Below are 17,976 nucleotides of genomic sequence, written 5' to 3' on the forward strand. Positions count from 1 at the left end.
GCGCGCGGAATGATGGAGCACCTGCTGCGCCTCCTGGAGGAGTCGGGCGCGGACGCCGGCCCGGAGGAGCTGGCCGACATCCTGTGGCTCGCCGAGCGTGTCGGCGGTACGGGCCGTGGGCCGTCGGTGCCGGGCGACGACGGGCCGGCGGAGGGCGTGGAGCCCGCACCGGTGCCCGGCGGGGAGCCGGTGTTCCAGGAGTCGGACGCTCTCGGGCCGGGCGACGAGCTGTACGGCCCGGCATCGGCCGAGGGGGCGGCGCCGGGCGACGGACCCGCGCGGCGCGGTGAACCCGTGCTGGTACGGCGGGCGATGGCGCTCGACGACCCGCTGGGGCTGATGCGGGCACTGCGCCCGTTCGGCCGCCGGACGGCGGAGGGCGGCAGGACGGAGCTGGACGAGGAGCTGAGCGTCCGGAGCAGCATCGAACAGCGCATGGTGCTGCCGGTGCTCAAGCCCGTGCGAGGGCGGTGGCTGGAGCTGGCCCTGGTGGTGGACACGCACCACTCGATGCTGCTCTGGCACGACCTGGTGACCGAGTTGTGCCGCACGATCACGCAGACCGGGATCTTCCGCGATGTACGGATCTGGTACTTGAGCGGTACGGAGGCGGGCGGCACGCCCAAAGTGACCAGCCCGACGGGCGGGGAGCCGCGCCGCCCCCGGGAGATCTCCGATCCCTCGGGCCGCCGCCTGGTGCTGGTGCTGACGGACACGGTGGCGGACGGGTGGAGCGGGCCCGGTGTCGAGTCGATGCTGCGCCAGTGGGCGGCGCACGGGCCGACTGCGGTCCTGAATGTCCTGCCCCGGCGGCTCTGGAACCGGGGCGCGGGCCGTCCGTCCGGACTGCTGGTACGAGCGGCAAGGCCGGCCGCGCCCAACGCCACCTGGCGGCTGGGCCGGAGCAGAACACGCACGCGCGGACCGCTGACGGGCCGGATCGCGGTACCGGTGGTGGAGGTGAGCCCGGCGGGGTTCGCGGCGCTGGCCGATCTGGTGGCGGGGGGCGGGCGGTGGAGCAGGATGTCGTGCCTGCTGATCGACCGGGTGGCGCGGGATGTTGCGTCGGGCGCTGAGTCCGTGCCCGGTTCCGATCACGAGCCCCTTGGGGAGACCGGTCCCGACCAGACCGTACGCCGCTTCCAGGCCGACGCGTCGCCGGTGGCACAGGAGTTGGCGGGCTATCTGTCCGCCGTACCGCTGACACTGCCCATCATGACGCTCGTACGCCGGGTCATGCTCAGGGAGTCGGAGCACGGCCATCTCGCGGAGGTCGCGCTAGGGGGCCTCTTCGAACCCTGGCGGGGCGGCCACCGGGAGATCGACACGGACCGGTTCCGCTTCGAGTTCCGACCGGGGGTACGGGAGGCGCTGCTCGGCTCCCAACTGCGGCACGAGATCACGACGGTGCAGGAAGTGGTACGGCGGGAGATCGCGGCGTATGTGGACCGACCGCCGACGGGCGGGGGCGAGTTCCCGGCAACGCGGGTGGCGTCGGAGGGGAGCGCGGACTCAGGCCCCGGCGGGCAGCTTGTGGAGGAGGGCGAGATCCCGTTCGCGGTACGGCCTGCTGCGGTGCGGGAGGACGAGGGCATCGGACGCCCGCTGGAGGAGGTGACGGACCCGCTGGAGTTCGGGGTCCATCGGGCGATCGAGGTGGAGGGGGTCGAGGGGCTGCCGGTGCTGCCTGCCTTTGTGGAACGGGAGCACGACCGTGAGTTGGCGGATCTGATGGCTCTGGCGGCTTCGGGCGGGAGTCAGTTCGTCGAACTGGTGAGCAACAGCCTTTCAGGCACCTCGCGTTCGGCCTGGGAGGCGGTGCGCAAACTGCCGCGGAACTGGCGGCTGTGGGCACCCCGGAGCGTGGCGGAAGTGAAAGCGGGGCTGGCCCGGGTGCGTCCGCGCACGGTGGTGTGGCTGGACCGGCTCTGGCCGTACGAGGGGTGGGACGACGATCTGGGGGCGGTGGCACGGGACTGGACACGGGCGCCGGTCGTGGTGCTCGGCGGCGGGCAGCTGCTGACCAGAGAACGGGACTCCGCGGTGTCCCTGGTCCGGGTCTCCGATCGTTTCAGCTCCCAGGACATGGCGGTGCTGCGCACGATGGAGGCCAGCGATCCGCGACTCGTACGCGCACGGGAAGAAGAGCCATCGGGCTTCGTCCCCCGGTCCCTGAGCGGGGCGACCTGGCTGATCCGGCGTTACCTGAGCGCTCCTGCCACAGCGCGTGCCCTGGTCAACGCATTGATGGACGCACGGAGTTCGTCCCAGCCTCCGGCCATGCCTGCTGAGAGGCTGCGTCAGCGGACCGCGACGCTGCACATCGTGCCGAAGGAGGAGCGGGCCGACTGGTTCGAGCAGGCACTCGGATACGCCACAACGCCCGGGCCCGGGACACCGGGGCTGGTACGTGTCGAGGGGACGCGCGACCTGCCGCTCTATGCGATGCCGGAACTCGCCTTCCACACGTTGCAGTCCTACCGCGAGGAAACGCGGCCCGAGCGCTGGCCGGACATCGGACCGCGCCTGGCGAGGGTCAGCACGGGAGAAAGCATCAGTACGGGTGTGGTGATGGGGGGGCGCCGCATTCTCACCACGGCCCATCAATTGCGTGGCCTTTCAGGCAGAATGCGCGCATCGGTCGAGGTGACGCCCTGGCCGACAGACGTTCAATCCCGGGCCTCCGTCTCCTGGTTCGACGAGGTGCGGGACCTCGCGGTGCTGCAAGTGATGAGCCCCACCACGCTGTCAAGGAGCGAAGAACCGCCCGATCTCGCAGAGCACCTTCCCGAACCCGGTGACAGCGTCCAGATCTTCGGGTTTCCGCTGACGCTCACCGCCAACTCGCACGAGACCGAACGGTGGTCGCTCGTCGGGCGGTTCTCCGGAATGTCACCCCATGCTCCGTCCGACATGATGCTGGAGGTGCCGGGCCTGTCCTCATCCGCTCGGACCGTCTTGCCCACCAGGATGTCGGGATCCGTGGTTCTCGACAGCTCGGGGGCGGTCGTGGGTCTGGTGACCTCTCGCGGCGGAGCCGGCCAGCTCTGGGCGACTCCGGTCGCAGGGTTCGACCCGGCCAACCCCGATGGCGCCGCCGAAAGCCGTCATCCGCTCCTCCCCGATCCGGCACGCTCCCGGGCCGTACTCATCGGCGCCGCCTCGTACGAAGACCCCGGGCTGAGCAATCTGCCTGAGGTACGCGCCAACCTGGCCGACCTGGCATATGTCCTGGCTCCCGGCGATCCGGACGGGAGTTTCGATCCACGCCACGTCACGCGCGTACAGGATCCCCGTACTCCCAGTGAGGTCCTCCAAACGATCGAGCGTGCGGCCTCGGAGGCGGAGGACGTTCTCCTCATCTACTTCGTCGGCCACTCCTCCCGCGACGATGAAGACCTCGCCCTGTACCTCTCGTCCACCGATCCGGAGCGATGGCAGTCGAACTCGGTCTCCCTGGCTCATCTGCACCGCATCGCCGCGCAGAGCCGCGCCCGTCGCTGTGTCTTCATTCTCGACTGCTCCTACGCGGGAGCCGCCGTCACGTACGAAGGCAGGTCTGGGGCGAGGCAGGAAAGCTGGCTCCTGGGGGCGTCGGGACGTACCACTCATGCGCGAGCCGCCGGACCGGGTGAGTCTCACACCCCCTTCACCGAGGCCCTGATCGGCGCGCTAGGCACACCGACGGCCGATGGCACGGGAGTGCTCTCCTTCGACACGCTCTTCGATCAGCTCAGAGACGCGGCGCGGCACCGTCAACTGCCGCCCCCCGAGTTGCACGTCAACCACTACTCGTCGGTGGCGAACCTCGCCCTGGCCGTCCCGGCGCGCACCCCGCCCTCCGGCCCCGTATGACCGCCACCTCCCGCCGCGCATGGCCGAGAATGGGGAACTACCCTGCCCCGCACGGTAGTTCCGATGGCGTCCCGCCCTCGGGCACTCCCCCACGGGCCAGGACCAACGCACTCTGTACGCATCATATGAAGGAGTGAACGCCACGATGGTGTTCAAGAAGCTGCTCGGATCCTTGGGGGTCGGCGGTCCCTCGGTCGACACCGTGCTGGACGCCGGGTCCGTCGTACCGGGCGGCACGCTCACCGGGCGGGTCAATCTGCTCGGCGGGCAGGCGGACGCGGAGATCGAGCAGATCACCCTCGATCTGGTGGCGAGAGTCGAGGCCGAGGGGCACGACGAGGAGACCGAGGGCACGGTTGTCTTCGACCGTGTCACCATCGGGGGTGGTTTCCGGCTGGCGGAGGGCGCGGAGTTCACCGTCCCGTTCTCGCTGACCGTTCCGTGGGAGACACCGCTGACGGAGCTGTACGGCCAGCCCCTCGGTGTGGTGCTGGGGGTACGGACCGAACTCGCGGTGGCGGGCGCGCGGGACAAGGGCGATCTCGACCCGCTGTCCGTCTCCCCGCTGCCGGTTCAGGAAGCCGTCCTGGAGGCGCTCGGGCAGCTCGGCTGGGGGTTCAGGTCCGCCGATCTGGAGCTCGGGCGCATCGGCGGCACGGGCCAGCGGCTTCCCTTCTACCAGGAGCTGGAGCTGACCCCGCCGGCTCGGTACGCGCACGCGCTGAACGAGATCGAGGTGACGTTCCTGGCCACGCCCGAAGGGATGGAGGTCGCCATCGAGGCCGACAAGCGCGGCGGCCTGTTCTCCGAAGGGCATGACGCGCTCAACCGGTTCACCGTCTCGCACCACAACGTCCCGCACCTGGACTGGAACGCCGAGGTCGACCGCTGGATCAGGCAGCTCGTCGGGAGCCGCGGCACACACTCCACGCACCACTCCGGCCACGGTTCGTACGCCCATCACGGCACGCACCACGACTCCCACCACCGTTCGGGTCCCGGTACGGGTGCGGTGATCGCCGGAGCCGCCGTGGGTGTGGCGGCCGGTGTGGTGGGTGGCATGGTCGCCGCCGAGATCATCGACGAAATCGGGGACGCCTTCGAGGGCGAGGAGGAGGACGAGGGCTCGGAGGACGAGTGACCTCCTGAGCACCTCGGTACGGAGGTGACGGCGGCCGGGGGCGGGCACAATCCCCGGCCGCCGAGCCGTACCACGAACGGCAGGACACGGCCCGGCTCAAGGCCGAACTGGACGCGCCCACCGGTGACTTGCGGTCGAGTTGCGAAAACACTGGCGAATACACCAGGTGCAGACCTTCGGTGTCATCGGACCAGGTCCGGTGTCATGCCGTAACAGCAGCGTCTTCCGTCCGTGGTGCTGTTGAGCCACCGGGGATGTCCGCATTTCGCCTTGACCCGGCGACAACGACAGTGGGCCGTGTGTTGACCGACCCAACACGACACACCCTAGGCTGCTGTACAGCGGTCACCGACGGGTCAAGTGGTGACCCGGAACGAAAGGGCGACACCATGACATCCGTATCCGGCGCACCGGGCAGCATCGAGGCGACCACAGCGCTCCTCCTGGGCGAACTCCCCGAGCTGGAAGCACAACAGCGGACACTTCAGACGGAACTGGCGACCGTCACCGAACGCCTGGACTCGGTGCGCGCCGCACTGAGCGCCTTGCAGGCGTTGTCACTCGCTCCCCGGGTGGTGGAAAGCGGCGCGTCCGAGGCGGCGGAGGCAGTGGCACCGGCGGAGGGCGACGTCCCGGCCGGGGAGTCCGCGGAGCCGTCGGCCGAGGCGCCCGCCGGGGAAGCGGACTCGGAAGCGGGTACGGACACCGCCGGTACGGAGACCGCCGGTACAGAAGCCGATGAAGCGCCCGTGCGTCCCAGAATTCCTCGGGCCCGCGCGGGCCGGAAGGCGGCGGAGGACGCCGCGGCCGAGGACGCGCCGAAGGAGCGGAAGCGGCGCACGGCGAAGAAGGCCGTCGCGGACGCCGGTACGGAGGACCAGCCCGCCGGGGGTCTGACCGAGCAGATCCTCACGGTCCTGGCCGACGCGGGCGACACCCCGGTCCGGGCCCGTGATGTGGCGCAGGTGCTGGGCCGGGACGACAGTCCGGGCAGTATCAACGCCGTGCGGAGCACCCTCGACCGCCTTGTCGGTTCGTCGCGGGCCCATCGCGCCGGCCGCGGTCTCTACCAGGCTGTCCAGGACTGACGGCGGACCGTCCGGGGCCGCCCGGCCCCGGAGGCGGTTACCGTCGGTCCGGATTCTGCTGTCACCGGCCGGAATACCGGGCAATGTACGGGAAAGGCCGGTCGTGCACTGTGTCAGGGAAACATATCTGCGTGCGTCGCACACCGGATCATGGTTCCCGATGCCCGGACCGGCCCGTCGGAGCCCTATCAGAAATCGCCGGTCGAATCGGGCATTAAAACCACACGGCCAGGTGAGTAAAACCACACGGCGGTCAATTTGTTCGAATTCATAACCGGAAACCCGGCGTTCGGAGCACAATTACGGTGGGCTCCATGATCGCGCGAACAGGCAACGGGCGGTCAGAAACGGGCAGGCGTAGGGACAGTTCTACGCCGATAAGCCCGCGGTGCCGCCCCGCCGGGTCCCGCGGAAAACGCGGAAGCCCGCACAGAGCAGCGGTGCCCCGATGGGGGTCCACAGTTCTGTGCGGGCGGAAACCTTCGCGCCGGGCCAGTCCCTACGGTCCGGCGGACCGGCCGTATCACTTGATGAAGTCCTCGACAACCTTGGGCGGCCAGGTGCCGACGTTGAGAACGCCCATCGAGTAGGCACGCGAGACAAGGGCGGCCCGGTTGGGAACCCTCAGCTTCCGGAGCAGACCGGTGACGTGGTATTCGACGCCCTGCCGGCTGAGATAGAGCCGTGAGGCCAGCGGAATGGTCGACAGACCCGCCGCTATGCCTTCGAGGATCCGGGCGTCGATCTCGGTGAGGATCTTCTTCTGGCTGGTCAGCACGCCCGCGTCGGCCGAGTCCTGCGAGGAGCGCATCAGCACCAGGATCGCGGCCACGTCAGGGCTTTCCCCGCTGACGGCCGCGGCCGTGAGGGTGCCTGCGAACGCGGAGTCCTCCGGCCCGAGGGCCACCACATGTGAGGCGAACCGCTGCCGTTTGCCTTCGACCAGCCGGGAGAACTGTCTCATCAGCGGCTGCTGCACACTGGGGTGCACCAGCTCGCGGAAGCTGCGGCCGCACAGATCGGACGAGGAGTCGCCGAACCGGCGGAAGAACTCCTGGTTCGCCTGCTGGATGGTCAGAGCCGGGTCGAGCGAGGCCATACAGAGCCCCGGCTGGTCGAACTGCTGGGCACCTCCGTGCCCGTCCTGGTCGGGTAGTTCGCTGGGGTTGAGCTGCGCCGAGTCTGCAAGTGCAGCAATCGCCACGAGACCGCCATCCTTTCGGGTCCCCCGGTTCTCTGGAAATTGACAGCGACGCTATGCGTCGAATAAAGCGGTATCCGGCCCTACGCGTACTGATTGACCGGTTATCGATTTACCGAATTGAGACTAGATAACTTCGCACTCGCCCGTCAACAAGCTCCCCTGCTCATCGGGCTAAAGCTGTGGTCGAACGCCGGGGAGGTTCGGTCCGCAATGACGGTGACGCGGGACGGGAAAATCCCGGCATGCCGGGCGGGGCCGACAGGGCATGGATCCCTCAATTGAGCCTCCTTTGAGGTTCTCCTGAGCTTTGTCCGGCGCGGGCGGGCCGAACCAGCGGGCGCAGCCGTCGCAGAGGTCACACCGTGCGTAGCACGCCGTTAACACAAATGTGTTCGCACGCTACGCCGGGAGAGCGCCCGCCAGCTCATGCCGTCCCGAGATGCCAAGTTTCCGATAGGAATTCGTAAGATGTTTCTCGACGGCCCGTGAACTCACACCCAGTTCACCCGCAATTTCCTGGTTGGTGAGGCCGCGGCCGACGAGGGAGACGACCCGCCGCTCACTGCGGGTGAGCACGGCGGTCCTGGGCGGGGGAACGGGCGTGCCGAGGCCGTGCTCCGCCTGCTCGACCAGCCAGGGGGCGCCGGAGGCCGCGGCGAGGGCGCCCGCCTCGCGCAGGGCGGACTCCGCCTCCGGGCCGCTGCCGAGCCTGCGGCCCAACAGCACCAGGGTCCTGGCGAGTTCGAGGCTGTGCGTGGAGCCGCGCAGTACGCCGACGGCCTCGCGCAGCAGCGGGACGCCCTCGCTGCCGTGGAGCCAGCCCTTGAGCCGCAGGGCTCGGCCGAGTCCGGTCGGTGCTCCCCAGGCCGCGGCCCAGGTGTGTTCCTCCTCGACGAGCCGCAGCGCGGAGGCCGAGTCGCCGAGCCGGTGGTGGAGCCCGATCGCCTGCGGGCGCCAGGGGAAGAGCGCCGAGTTCCGCCAGCCCGAGGTCTCCAGCCGCCGGCCGCAGGCCAGCACGCTCTCCAGCGCTTTGGCCCGGTGGCCGCGCTGGGCGTCCACGGACGCCTGGAGGATCTGGAGGGCCGCGGTCAGGGCCAGACCGGCGGGCCTGCGGTCGTGGGCCCGGTCCAGGATCCGTTCACTGAGCGCAGGGTCGCGCAGTTCGAGGGCGACCGCGCCGAGGACGAGGATGGCCGGCTCGCGCCATTCGGCGCCGTCCAGTCCGAGGGCGCGCTCGGCGTACTCGCGTGCCTGGGCGGGCCTGCCCTGCATGGCCAGGGCCATCGCCCGTTCGGCGAAGAGGAGTACGCCGTCGGCGCCGGTGGTGTTCTGGCGGCGGGTCTGCTGCTCGCTGGACAGCCAGGAGGTGACGCCCCGGATCGATTCGGCGGCGAAGAGGGTGATCACGACCAGCGGCAGTCCGGTGTACGCGCCGGCGGAGGTGGCGGGTTCGCGCTCCAGGACGCGGTTGGCCGTACGGGCGGCCCAGGCAGCGGTGAGACGGCCGGTGAGGGTGCCCGCGCAGAGCAGCGCCCCCACGAGTTCGCGTTCGGCGGCCGAGCCGAGGGGCGGCATGTCGCCCATCTCACCCAGGCGTTCGGCCGCCGAGGCCAGTTCGCCGGGGTTCTCGTGGCCGTGGTGCCGGAGCCGTGCTTCCAGCAGCAGGGCCAGCTCGCGGGTGGGTTCGTCCAGGGCCGCGGGCGCGCCGAGTTCGGCGGCGGCCGCGCGCAGCAGGGCGTCGGTCGCGGGGGGTACGGCGCCCAGCAGGGTCGGCGGGATCCGCAGCGCGGCGGCGGCCCGGTCCCTGGGAGTGGTGAGCAGCGGCACGGCCTGGACGATATGGCGTTCGCACGCGCCGGGGTCGAACCCCCGCTCCACGGTGGCCAGATCGATCAGCAGCCGGGCCCGCCCCTCGTCCTGGGTGCGGTGGGCGAGCAGCGCACGGCGCAGATAGCGGGCCGCGGTCTCGGGCGCGCCCCGGCGCAGCGCGGTGTCGGCCGCGGACCGCAGCATCGGCACCGTCCAGGGTCGTCCCGGGCCGGTGGCGGCCAGCAGATGGGCGGCGACCTGTTCGGCCGGGCGGCCGCTGCGGTAGAGCAGATCGGCGGCGGCGGCGTGCGAACGCTCGCGTTCGGCCGGAGTCATGGACGATTCGACGGCGTCCCGTACGACGCGGTGGGTGAAGCGCGGCTCGCGGGCGCCGGTGAGCAGTCCGGTCTCGTGGAGCGCGCGCCGCGCGGCGCCGAAGCCGGTCTCGTCGAGTCCGGCGAGCTGGGCGACGAGCGCGGGGTCGGCCTGGTCGCCGAATGCCGCGATCGCCGCGGCCAGCTTCCGTACGCCGGGCGCCTGGGTACGCAGATGGCTGGCGAGCCGCTCCCGCAGCTCCGCGGGGCGCAGGGCGCGCACCAGGCCGGTGTGCTCGGCGGTCGGCGTCAGTCCCCGGGCCACCGTGCCGCGTAACACCGACATCAGGAACAGCGGGTTGCCGCCGGAGGCTTCGTGGCAGGCGCGCGCGTACTCCTCGTGGGCCGGGCGGCCGTGGCGTGCGCGGACGAGGGTTCTGGTGGCGTCGAGGGACAGCGGTTCGGGGCGCAGTACGCGGGTGGCGCCGAGGGCGATCTCGCGGACCAGGGGGTGGCGGGTCCTCGGCTCCCCGTCGCGGAGCGCGCAGACGAGGACGGCGCGCAGGCCGTGCAGCCGTTTGACGAGGTGGGCGAGCCAGCGCAGCGAGGGCGCGTCGACCCATTGCAGATCGTCGACGAGGATGAGCAGCCGGGCGTTCTCGCCGAGCCCGGCGGTCAGTGACCGGGGGCCGTGCAGGATGGCCTCGGACGCGACGGCCCCGCCGTCACGACGACCGGCGCCGTCGGCGTCGCTGTCAACGCTCCCCTCACCGACACCCTCACCGACACTGTCGCCGACGCCGTCGACGGAGCCGTCGGCGGTGAACATCCCGCTGATGCAGGCGGCTTCCCGCGCCCAGTGCGTACCGTCCCCGTCCGGGACACCTGCCGCCGCGCTGTCGAAGAGCTGCCGTACCACCCCGAACGCGAAGTCCTCCTCCATCGGCGCCGCGTTGGCGCGCAGGACCCGTACGTCCTCGCCCTCGCACAGGGCGGGCAGCCGCCGCAGCAGCGCGGACCGTCCGATACCGAGCGGTCCTGACAGCAGTATCGACGCCGACGTGCCCTCGCGGGCGGCTCTCAGGGCGGCGCTCACGCGCGCGAGTTCGGTCTCCCGTTCAAGAAGCATCCGCCGCCCGTCCTTCCATCGTCCTCACCAGTTCGCACAGTTCCTCACGGCCGGTGATACGCAGCTTGCGGTACGTATTGCTCAGCCTCAGCTCCACCGTGCGTCTGCTCACCGCCAGCAGTTCGGCGATCTCCCGGTTGCCGTGCCCGCGCCCCGCGAGGGTCGCCGTGCGCTGTTCCGCGGTCGTGAGTGTCGTCCAGCCCCGGGGCGGCGCGGGCTGCGACGGCCGTACGGGCCTCTCCAGCCGCTCGGCGAACCGGCGCAGGGACACGGCGAGCCGGCTCGACGGATGGGCGGCGGTGAAGGCCGACAGTTCGGCGGCGGTACGGGCGGCGGCCTGCCGGTCGCCCTCCTCCAGTTCGGCGCCGGCGAGCCGGACGAGCGCCCAGAGATGGGCCAGCCGGGCCGGTGAGTCCCGCAGCAGGCGGGCCGCAGAGCGGGCCCCGGACGTCGGCCTGCCGCTGGCGCCCGTCAGCGGCCCGGCCCACAGCTCGGCCAGGCCGAGCGCGCTCGCCGTGCCCCACCGGCGGGCCGACGCCAGCTCCGCGAGGCTCAGCCGGGTTGCCTCCTCACGGTCGCCGAGGAAGTGGCAGGCCTCGGCGGCCGACGCGCGCCAGGGCAGCAGCGCGGGGTTGTGCCAACCCCTGCGCAGCAGCAGCCGGCCGCTCTCCTTGGACAGTTCCAGGACTTCCGTCCAGCGTTCGTCCGCGGCGGCCAGCCGCGCCCTGGCGAGCAGCAGCCCGGACCAGGCCACACCGTCCTCGGCGCCGGCGGGCAGGGGCAGTCCGCCCAGCGCCCTCGCCCGTTCCTGGCGCCCCGACTCCAGGGCGATGACGATCCGCAGGGACACCAGCTCGGGTGCGACCAGCGGATGGCGGCTGGCCGGCGGCAGCGCGCGTTCGGCGGCCTCGGCGTCCCGGTCGGCCGCGTCGAGCCGGCCCGCGTTCAGATGCAGTCCTGCCCGTACGGTGAGCACCCGCGCGGCCGCGGCCGGGAGGTGATCGCGCCGGGCGGCGGTGAGCAGCGCGTCCAGTTCGATGCCCGCCTCCGCCCAGTCGTCGGTGAGAATCAGCGCCTTGCAGGCGGCCAGCCGGGGCAGGACCGGCGCGCCCCCCGGTCCGCCGCGGGCGAGGGCGGCGCGGGCCAACTCCCGTACCGTTTCCGGGTCTTCGCCTCTCGCGGCGAGCCACCAGGCCCGTACCGCCGCCTGGGCGGGCCGTACGGGACGGTCGCGCAGCGCGGGCACCTCGGGCACCATCGGCTCGGATTCGTCCCTGGCCTCGTCGGCCAGCCAGAACAGCGCGATCAGATCGTCCCGTTCGCCGTCGCCGACGGCGTGCAGGGCCGCTGCCGCCTCTCTGCGTACCCCGTCGCTGTTGCCGCGGGCGAGGGCGAGGTCGGCGGCGCGGGCCGTCAGTCCGGCGGGGAGTCCGCCGCCTCTGACGAGTTCGCCGAGTCTGCGGTCCGCGGCCTCGGGTGCGGCGACGGCTTCGACGGCGGCGAGTTCCAGGGTCAGCCGGGCGCGCTCGTCCGGCTCCAGCGGTTCGCGCAGCGCCCGGGCCAGACAGGCGGCGGCGTGCTCGGGGTCGTCGGCGCGCAGGGCGGCGGCGAAGCCCCGGCGCAGTGCGGGGACGACCCAGGGGGATGCCAGCGGCGGGGACATGAGCAGGACGCGGGTGAGGTCGTCGTCGCCGACGGACGCCCGGTGGGCCAGTTCGGCGGCGCGGGAGCGCAGAGAGGCGCGTTCGCCGGGAGGCATGTCCTCCAGCAGCCGGGCCTTCACGACCGGGCAGAGCAGGACCTTCATGCCCACGGAGGTGACAAGGCCGGTGGATTCCAGCGTCGCGCGCAGGTCCCGGCCGGAGTCGGGCTCCAGCCCGGCCAGGGTGGGGACGAGCGAGAAGGGCAGCACATCGCCGCAGACGGCGAGGACGCCCAGGAACGTGGTCAGTTCGGCGGGCAGCCCGCTCAGGGTACGGGCGATGAGGTCGCCCGCGACCGCGCCGGTGATGCTCCTCAGCTCGGCCAGCCGGGTCGCGACCGGTTCGTGGCCATGGCTGGTGAACCGCCGCAGAACTTCGTACAGCACGACCGGATTGCCCGCGGTGCCGATGCGGGCGGCCCGGGTGAAGCGCGGGTCGCCCGGGGTGCCGCAGACCAGCTTGACCGCGGCGGCGACTCCGCCCTCGCTGAGGCCGTGGACGACGAGGTGCTTGGCGGGCACGCGGGCCGGGGGGAGGTGGTGCAGCCAGTCGTGGCCCTGGGCGGTGAGGCCGCTGCCGCTCGCCATCAGCGCGAGGGGGGTGTCCGGGGTCAGCCGCCGGACCAGTGTCTCAAGCCAGTCGAGGGAGGCGCGGTCGAGCCACTGCGTGTCCTCGACGACCACCAGCGTCGGTACGGTGCGCGCGGCGCGCAGGAGGCCGTCGAACTCCGGGGCGGGGCGGGGGCCCGCCGGCGTGTGCCCGCCCGGCGGGGTCCCGGCGCCCGGTGGAGCGTCCGCGCCGGGCGAAGCCGGTCCGCCGGGCGGGGACTCCGCGCCCGGTGGAGCGCAGCCGTCCTCCGGAGTCCGTCCGCCCGGTGGGGCGTCTCCGTCCGGGGGCGCCGCTTCGTCCGGTGGCGCCGCCTCGTCCACCGGAAGCGGCCCGTCCAGCGGCGCGAGGCCGTCCGGCGGGGCCGTTCCGTACAGCGCCGTCATGAGCTGGAGGATCGCTCCGTACGGCAACTCCCGCTCCGCCGGGGTGGCTTGTGCGCGCAGCACCCGCAGCCCGGTCTCCTGGGCGAGCCGCGCGGCCCAGCCCAGCAGGGCGTTCTGCCCGTGGCCCGGTTTGCCGCCGAGGGTCACGACCGCCCCGCGCCCGCCGCACAGCTCGGCGAGCACCGACTGGAGCGCCTTCTGCTCGGACCGCCGTTCGAGCAGGGGGAGTTCATCGCTGTGGTCGCCCGGAGCGTGCGTCCACTCCGTGGACCGCGTGCTCAGACATTCGTCGTTCCGGCCAGTCCCGCGCACCGCCTCGCTCCGATCGCTTCAGCGTCGCCAGCGTGACTCGACTACCCAGCCCGGCGGTTGTCCATCGGGGATGTCCGGAGTGTGCAGGACCGCGCCCAGTTCGGTCCGGCGGCTGACGCCGAGTTTCCGGTAGACGCTCGTCAGATGCGTCTCGATGGTTCTCACTGTCACGAAGAGGGATTCCGCGATGGAGCGGTTACTCTCCCCCGTGGCGGCGAGGCCGGCCACCCTGCGCTCCATTCCGGTCAGCATGTCCAGTGGCGAGGCGCTCATCTTCCGCATCCTGCCGCCTGCCGTGACCAGCAGTTTGCGGGAGGCCCCGGCGAGGGCGAGCGCGCCGCAGCGCTGGGCGAGGTCGGTGGCGGCGCGCAGCCGCTCGCGGGCGCCGCGCTGATCGCCGGTCTTCAACAGGGCCCGGCCGAGCAGGTATTCGGCCTCGGCGTGCATGGACCGGGCGGGCGACTCCGCCAGGAGGCGTACCGATTCGGTGAGCAGCTCGACGCCGGCCCCGCCGGGGGTGATCATTCCCCGGGAGAGCGCGGCGAGGCCGAGCGCGCGGGAAGTGCCCCAGCGGCCGGCCAGCTCGGTTCCGTACTCGGCGATCTCCCGCGCCTCGTCGGCTCGGTTCATCTTCACGAGCAGCCGCACGGCCTCCGCCCACCAGGGGAGGAACGACGGGTTGGTGAACCGGGACTTCTCCAGCGAGTCACCGCATTCGAGGAACAGCGCGAGCGCCGCCTCGCGGTCGCCGAGCGCCCGGCGGGCCCGGGCGCGGGCCATCAGATACCAGTGGTACTGGAGCACGAACCGGTCCAGGTCCGGCCGTTTGATGCCGAGCAGCAGCTCCTCCGCGCGCCGGGGCTCGCCGCGGTCGACGAGGACGGTGGCGAGCGCGGCCTGCGGCATCACGGCGCCGTCGCCCCACCGCTCCTCGCCGATGATCTCGATGGCCGTCTGCGCGTCGGCCAGCGCGTCCGGGATGGCACCCGCGCTGTGCAGGATGAACGTACGGGCGGAGAGCCCGAGCACATAGGTCCAGACGGCGGCGGTCGCCTGGCTGTGCTGGAGCAGTCCGTCCAGCGCGTCCAGCGCCTCGCCCACCTCGTCGGCGAGACTGAGCGCGAACGAGGAGGAGATCAGCGACCAGCTCTCCAGCCCGGTGCCCGGGAAGCGCAGCGCGCGCCGGGCCTGTTCGGCCGTCCGCCCGGCGGAGCAGCCCTCCATCGCGTTCAGTACGGACATCATCGCGAGCATCTGCCGCTGGGCGGGGGTGTCGCCGGGCGGTTCGGGCAGCCGCGCGGCCCGGTCCCTGGCCGCCGAGACGGTGGCCTTCTCATCGGTCCCGATGATCAGCAGGACCGATTCGACCAGGGTGTGCAGCTCGCGGTCGGCGGGGTCGGGCTCGGGTCCGAGACCGGCCTCCAGCGCCGCCAGGACCTCCTCGAGCACCCGGGCCCCGGCCGGCGACTGCTGGACGGCGAGGCAGGTCATCCCGTACCGGACGGCGACCGTCGCTCTCGTACGGATGTCGCCGACCCTGTCGAGCGCCTCCTCCAGCAGCCGGAGGGCCTCGGCCGGGTTGATCTCCGCGAGCGAGGTGGCCATCTGGACACGGACGGGCACGCTGTGCGGTTCGACTTCGAGCACCCGGTACAGATAGCGCACCGCGGCTTCGGGTGCGCCCCGGCTCTCGGCCTGGGCGGCGGCCTCGCGGAGCACGCCCGGCATCCAGGGCTGGCTCACCGCGGGCAGCAGCATGAGCTGGCCCGCGACATCCTCGGCGGCCCGGCCCGCGTCGCTCAGCAGCAGGGCCGCTCTGGTCCGCAGCTCGGCCGTCGCTTCGCCGCCGTCGGGTCCGAGGACGGCGCAACGGACCATGTCGTGCACCAGATCGGGCCGGTCGGGCGCCATCAGCTCGGCGCGCCGCAGGACGAGCACGGCGTCGGCCACCAGCGAGGGGGGCACATCGGCCAGGGTGGCGATCAGCTCCGGGGACTCCTCGCCGAGCACGGCGATGGCTCTGGCGACCTCGCGGACCCAGGGCGGCTGCCGGTCCAGCAGCGCGCCGACGGACAGGCTGACGACCTGGCCGCCCACCTCGGCGAGTCTGCGCGCGCCCCTCTCGTCGGGCTGGACGCCTTCGGCACGCAGCTCGGTCAGCAGCCGGCTGAGGGTGAAGGGGTTGCCGCCGGAGACGGTGGCGGCGCGCTCGACGAAGCCCGGTTCGACCGGTCCCGGGAAGACCCGGCGGGCCATCTCGGCCACGTCCCGCGTGCTCAGCGGCGCCAGCCGGAGCAGGGTGGGGCCGCGCTGGGCAACGATGTCCGCGAGGGCGGCGGGTGCGACGGGCTCTGCCTCGCCGCGCTGGGCGAGGACGACGAGCAGGGGCAGGCCTTCGGCGCGGCGGAGCAGGAAGTCGACCCAGCAGAGGGAGCGTTCGTCGCACCACTGGACATCGTCGAGGACGAGCACGAGCGGGCGGTCCGCCATCAGGTTCGCCACGAGCCAGTAGAGCCCGTGCAGGACGGGGTAGACGCCGGGGCCGCCGGGGGTCCCCTCGTCGGCCGGTCCCGAGGTGAGCGCTGGCAGCGCCCGCCGGGCGAGACCGCGCAGCAGGGGGGAGTTCCTGGCGTCCTCGCCGCTGAGGCCGAGGGAGCCGAACAGCTCGCGCACGCCGCCGTATCCGGCGCCTCCGACGACCTGGCGGCACGATCCGTACAGCACCGCCATGTTCCGGCAGGCGTCGCTCTTCAGGAAGGCCCGGAGCAGGCTGGTCTTCCCGATGCCGGCCGGCCCGGACAGATGCACCAGTCCCGCGCGCCGGGCGCGCGCCGCCTCGGCATGGCGGGCCAGCACCCGCAGCTCATCGGCGCGGCCGAGCAGAGCGCTGGACAAACCCCTGAGATCGGCCTGGTCCAGCATCAAGGTCTCCTCGCATCTCGGGGGACACAACAGACGCAGTGACTCGTCGATGACATCCCGCACAACAGGAACAACAATCGACCGGACGCGAGGGTACGTGATCTCAGGATCCCGCTTGCCCCTTGAGCCTCCGGAGCCCCGGCGCCGGTGGCTCCGGGCGCGCGCTGAGCAGGTCATCGACCGATCGATGCCTGGGGACTACCCCGCGCGGACTGGATCACTCACCACCGTCTCCCAGACGCCAGAAGTCGTTCAGGAGACGACGGCACACCTTTCGGTGAACACCGCTGTTTTCGGGGCAGGACACCGCGCCGGAAGAGCAACTCCCTTCCGGTGTACGGCATTCCGGCGCTCCCGGCGCCGTGGTCCGGGGTCTGTCGGCCGTGTCGCTGGTCTCCGGTGTCCGGTGCCCTGAGTCCGGTGGGCGGTGGATGTCGGTTGGTGGGGGGAGGAGTTGTGGTTTCCGGTGCCCGGTCAGCCGGAGGACGAGAGGTGCTGTCGCAGCAGCGCGATCACAGCGGGCGCCTGGCTGCCCAGGAAGAAGTGCCCGCCGGGGAAGACCTTCAGGTCGAACGCCCCTGTGGTGTGCCCGCGCCAGTCCTCGGCCTCGTCCAGCGTGGTCTTCGGATCGCTGTCGCCGGTCAGCGCGGAGATGGGGGCACGGACGGCCGTACCCGGCTCGCACCGGTAGGTCTCGATGGCCCGGTAGTCGCTGCGGATCGCCGGCAGGATCATGCGCAGGATCTCCTCGTCGCCGAGGAGCGCCGTGTTCGTACCGGAGAGCAGCTTCAGCTCCGCGACGATCCCGTCGTCACTGCGCCGGTGCACGTTCTCGTCGCGGAAGCGCGACGGCGCGCGCCGCCCCGATGCGAAGAGATGCGACAGCTCACCGCCGTCGGCCTCGAACCGGCGCGCGACCTCGAAGGCGATCGTGGCGCCCATGCTGTGTCCGAAGAAGGTGGTCGGCCGCGCGTGGAACTGGCCGCGCAGCGCCGCGTAGACCTGGTCGGCCATGGCGTTGATGTCGTCGGGGCTGGTCTCCTTCCGCCGGTCCTGCCGCCCCGGATACTGCACCGAGAACACCTCGGCCACGGACGACAGTTGAGCGGAGACCGGGAAGTAGAAAGACGCCGAGCCACCCGCGTGGGGGAAACAGAAGAGCTGTCTGGGACTCTCCGGTGCCGGATGAAAGCACCGTGCCCACAGGCTCTCCTCCGTGGACGTCGTCATCGTGTCGCATCCTCCTAGACCTGGGCAGGCGTTCCGGACCGGCCGGCGGTCCCTGCCATCGACATGCGGACTCGTACGGCGGCGTGGCCGGGCATGCGCACTCCGGCCGGCGGCCACCGCGCTCCCGTGCACGGCCACCCCATTCCACTAGGGCGGACAGTGGGTAATTCCCTAGTCTCTTCGCGCTCCACAGTGACAGAACCCACCCATGCCGGGCACGGGGACCCGGCCGGACCGCGATCCGGCCAGGAACCCGTATCACTTTCAGGACAGGCCT

The 17,976-nt window shown here is 71.9% G+C and carries 8 protein-coding genes; 3 read left to right on the plus strand and 5 right to left on the minus strand.

Annotated elements, in window-relative coordinates; all coding sequences use genetic code 11:
- The first annotated feature begins 9 nt into the window (after positions 1–9).
- The 3 genes from ACFU9P_RS27355 to ACFU9P_RS27365 all read left to right on the plus strand — a co-directional run bounded on the left by ACFU9P_RS27355 (position 10) and on the right by ACFU9P_RS27365 (position 6,084).
- The gene (locus ACFU9P_RS27355; RefSeq protein ID WP_384085655.1) at positions 10–3,855 is read left to right on the plus strand and encodes an SAV_2336 N-terminal domain-related protein; all 3,846 of its coding nucleotides are present in this window, start codon (positions 10–12) and stop codon (positions 3,853–3,855) included.
- A gap of 145 nt (positions 3,856–4,000) precedes the next feature.
- Positions 4,001–4,996: a sporulation protein gene (locus ACFU9P_RS27360; RefSeq protein ID WP_384085658.1), complete on the plus strand. Its 996-nt coding sequence runs from the start codon at positions 4,001–4,003 to the stop codon at positions 4,994–4,996.
- A 389-nt stretch (positions 4,997–5,385) separates the two neighbouring features.
- Entirely contained in the window at positions 5,386–6,084 is a 699-nt protein-coding gene (locus ACFU9P_RS27365) for a hypothetical protein (protein WP_384085661.1), read from the plus strand.
- Positions 6,085–6,607: 523 nt separating this feature from the next.
- Here the strand turns inward: ACFU9P_RS27365 and ACFU9P_RS27370 are convergent.
- The 5 genes from ACFU9P_RS27370 to ACFU9P_RS27390 all read right to left on the minus strand — a co-directional run bounded on the left by ACFU9P_RS27370 (position 6,608) and on the right by ACFU9P_RS27390 (position 17,699).
- The gene (locus tag ACFU9P_RS27370; RefSeq protein ID WP_376382781.1) at positions 6,608–7,282 is read right to left on the minus strand and encodes a PAS domain-containing protein; all 675 of its coding nucleotides are present in this window, start codon (positions 7,280–7,282) and stop codon (positions 6,608–6,610) included.
- Positions 7,283–7,687: 405 nt separating this feature from the next.
- Positions 7,688–10,540 (minus strand): ATP-binding protein, encoded by a 2,853-nt coding sequence (locus ACFU9P_RS27375; RefSeq protein WP_384085664.1) that lies wholly within the window; start codon positions 10,538–10,540, stop codon positions 7,688–7,690.
- Complete coding sequence (locus ACFU9P_RS27380; protein ID WP_384085667.1) at positions 10,530–13,547, minus strand: AAA family ATPase; 3,018 nt, start codon at positions 13,545–13,547, stop codon at positions 10,530–10,532. The genes ACFU9P_RS27375 and ACFU9P_RS27380 overlap by 11 nt, the downstream gene beginning before the upstream one ends.
- An 18-nt stretch (positions 13,548–13,565) precedes the next feature.
- Positions 13,566–16,469: an AAA family ATPase gene (locus tag ACFU9P_RS27385; RefSeq protein ID WP_384085670.1), complete on the minus strand. Its 2,904-nt coding sequence runs from the start codon at positions 16,467–16,469 to the stop codon at positions 13,566–13,568.
- Between the two features lie 474 nt (positions 16,470–16,943).
- Entirely contained in the window at positions 16,944–17,699 is a 756-nt protein-coding gene (locus ACFU9P_RS27390) for a thioesterase II family protein (protein WP_376382670.1), read from the minus strand.
- Positions 17,700–17,976 lie beyond the last annotated feature (277 nt).

It is taken from the genome of Streptomyces sp. NPDC057617 (assembly GCF_042800555.1).
In the GTDB taxonomy this organism is placed as follows: Bacteria; Actinomycetota; Actinomycetes; order Streptomycetales; family Streptomycetaceae; genus Streptomyces.

Coding starts and splice junctions, on each gene's coding strand:
- ACFU9P_RS27390 (WP_376382670.1), bottom strand. CDS start 17,699: ATGACGACGTCCACGGAGGAGAGCCTGTGGGCACGGTGCTTTCATCCG.
- ACFU9P_RS27375 (WP_384085664.1), bottom strand. CDS start 10,540: ATGCTTCTTGAACGGGAGACCGAACTCGCGCGCGTGAGCGCCGCCCTG.
- ACFU9P_RS27365 (WP_384085661.1), top strand. CDS start 5,386: ATGACATCCGTATCCGGCGCACCGGGCAGCATCGAGGCGACCACAGCG.
- ACFU9P_RS27385 (WP_384085670.1), bottom strand. CDS start 16,469: ATGCTGGACCAGGCCGATCTCAGGGGTTTGTCCAGCGCTCTGCTCGGC.
- ACFU9P_RS27360 (WP_384085658.1), top strand. CDS start 4,001: ATGGTGTTCAAGAAGCTGCTCGGATCCTTGGGGGTCGGCGGTCCCTCG.
- ACFU9P_RS27355 (WP_384085655.1), top strand. CDS start 10: ATGATGGAGCACCTGCTGCGCCTCCTGGAGGAGTCGGGCGCGGACGCC.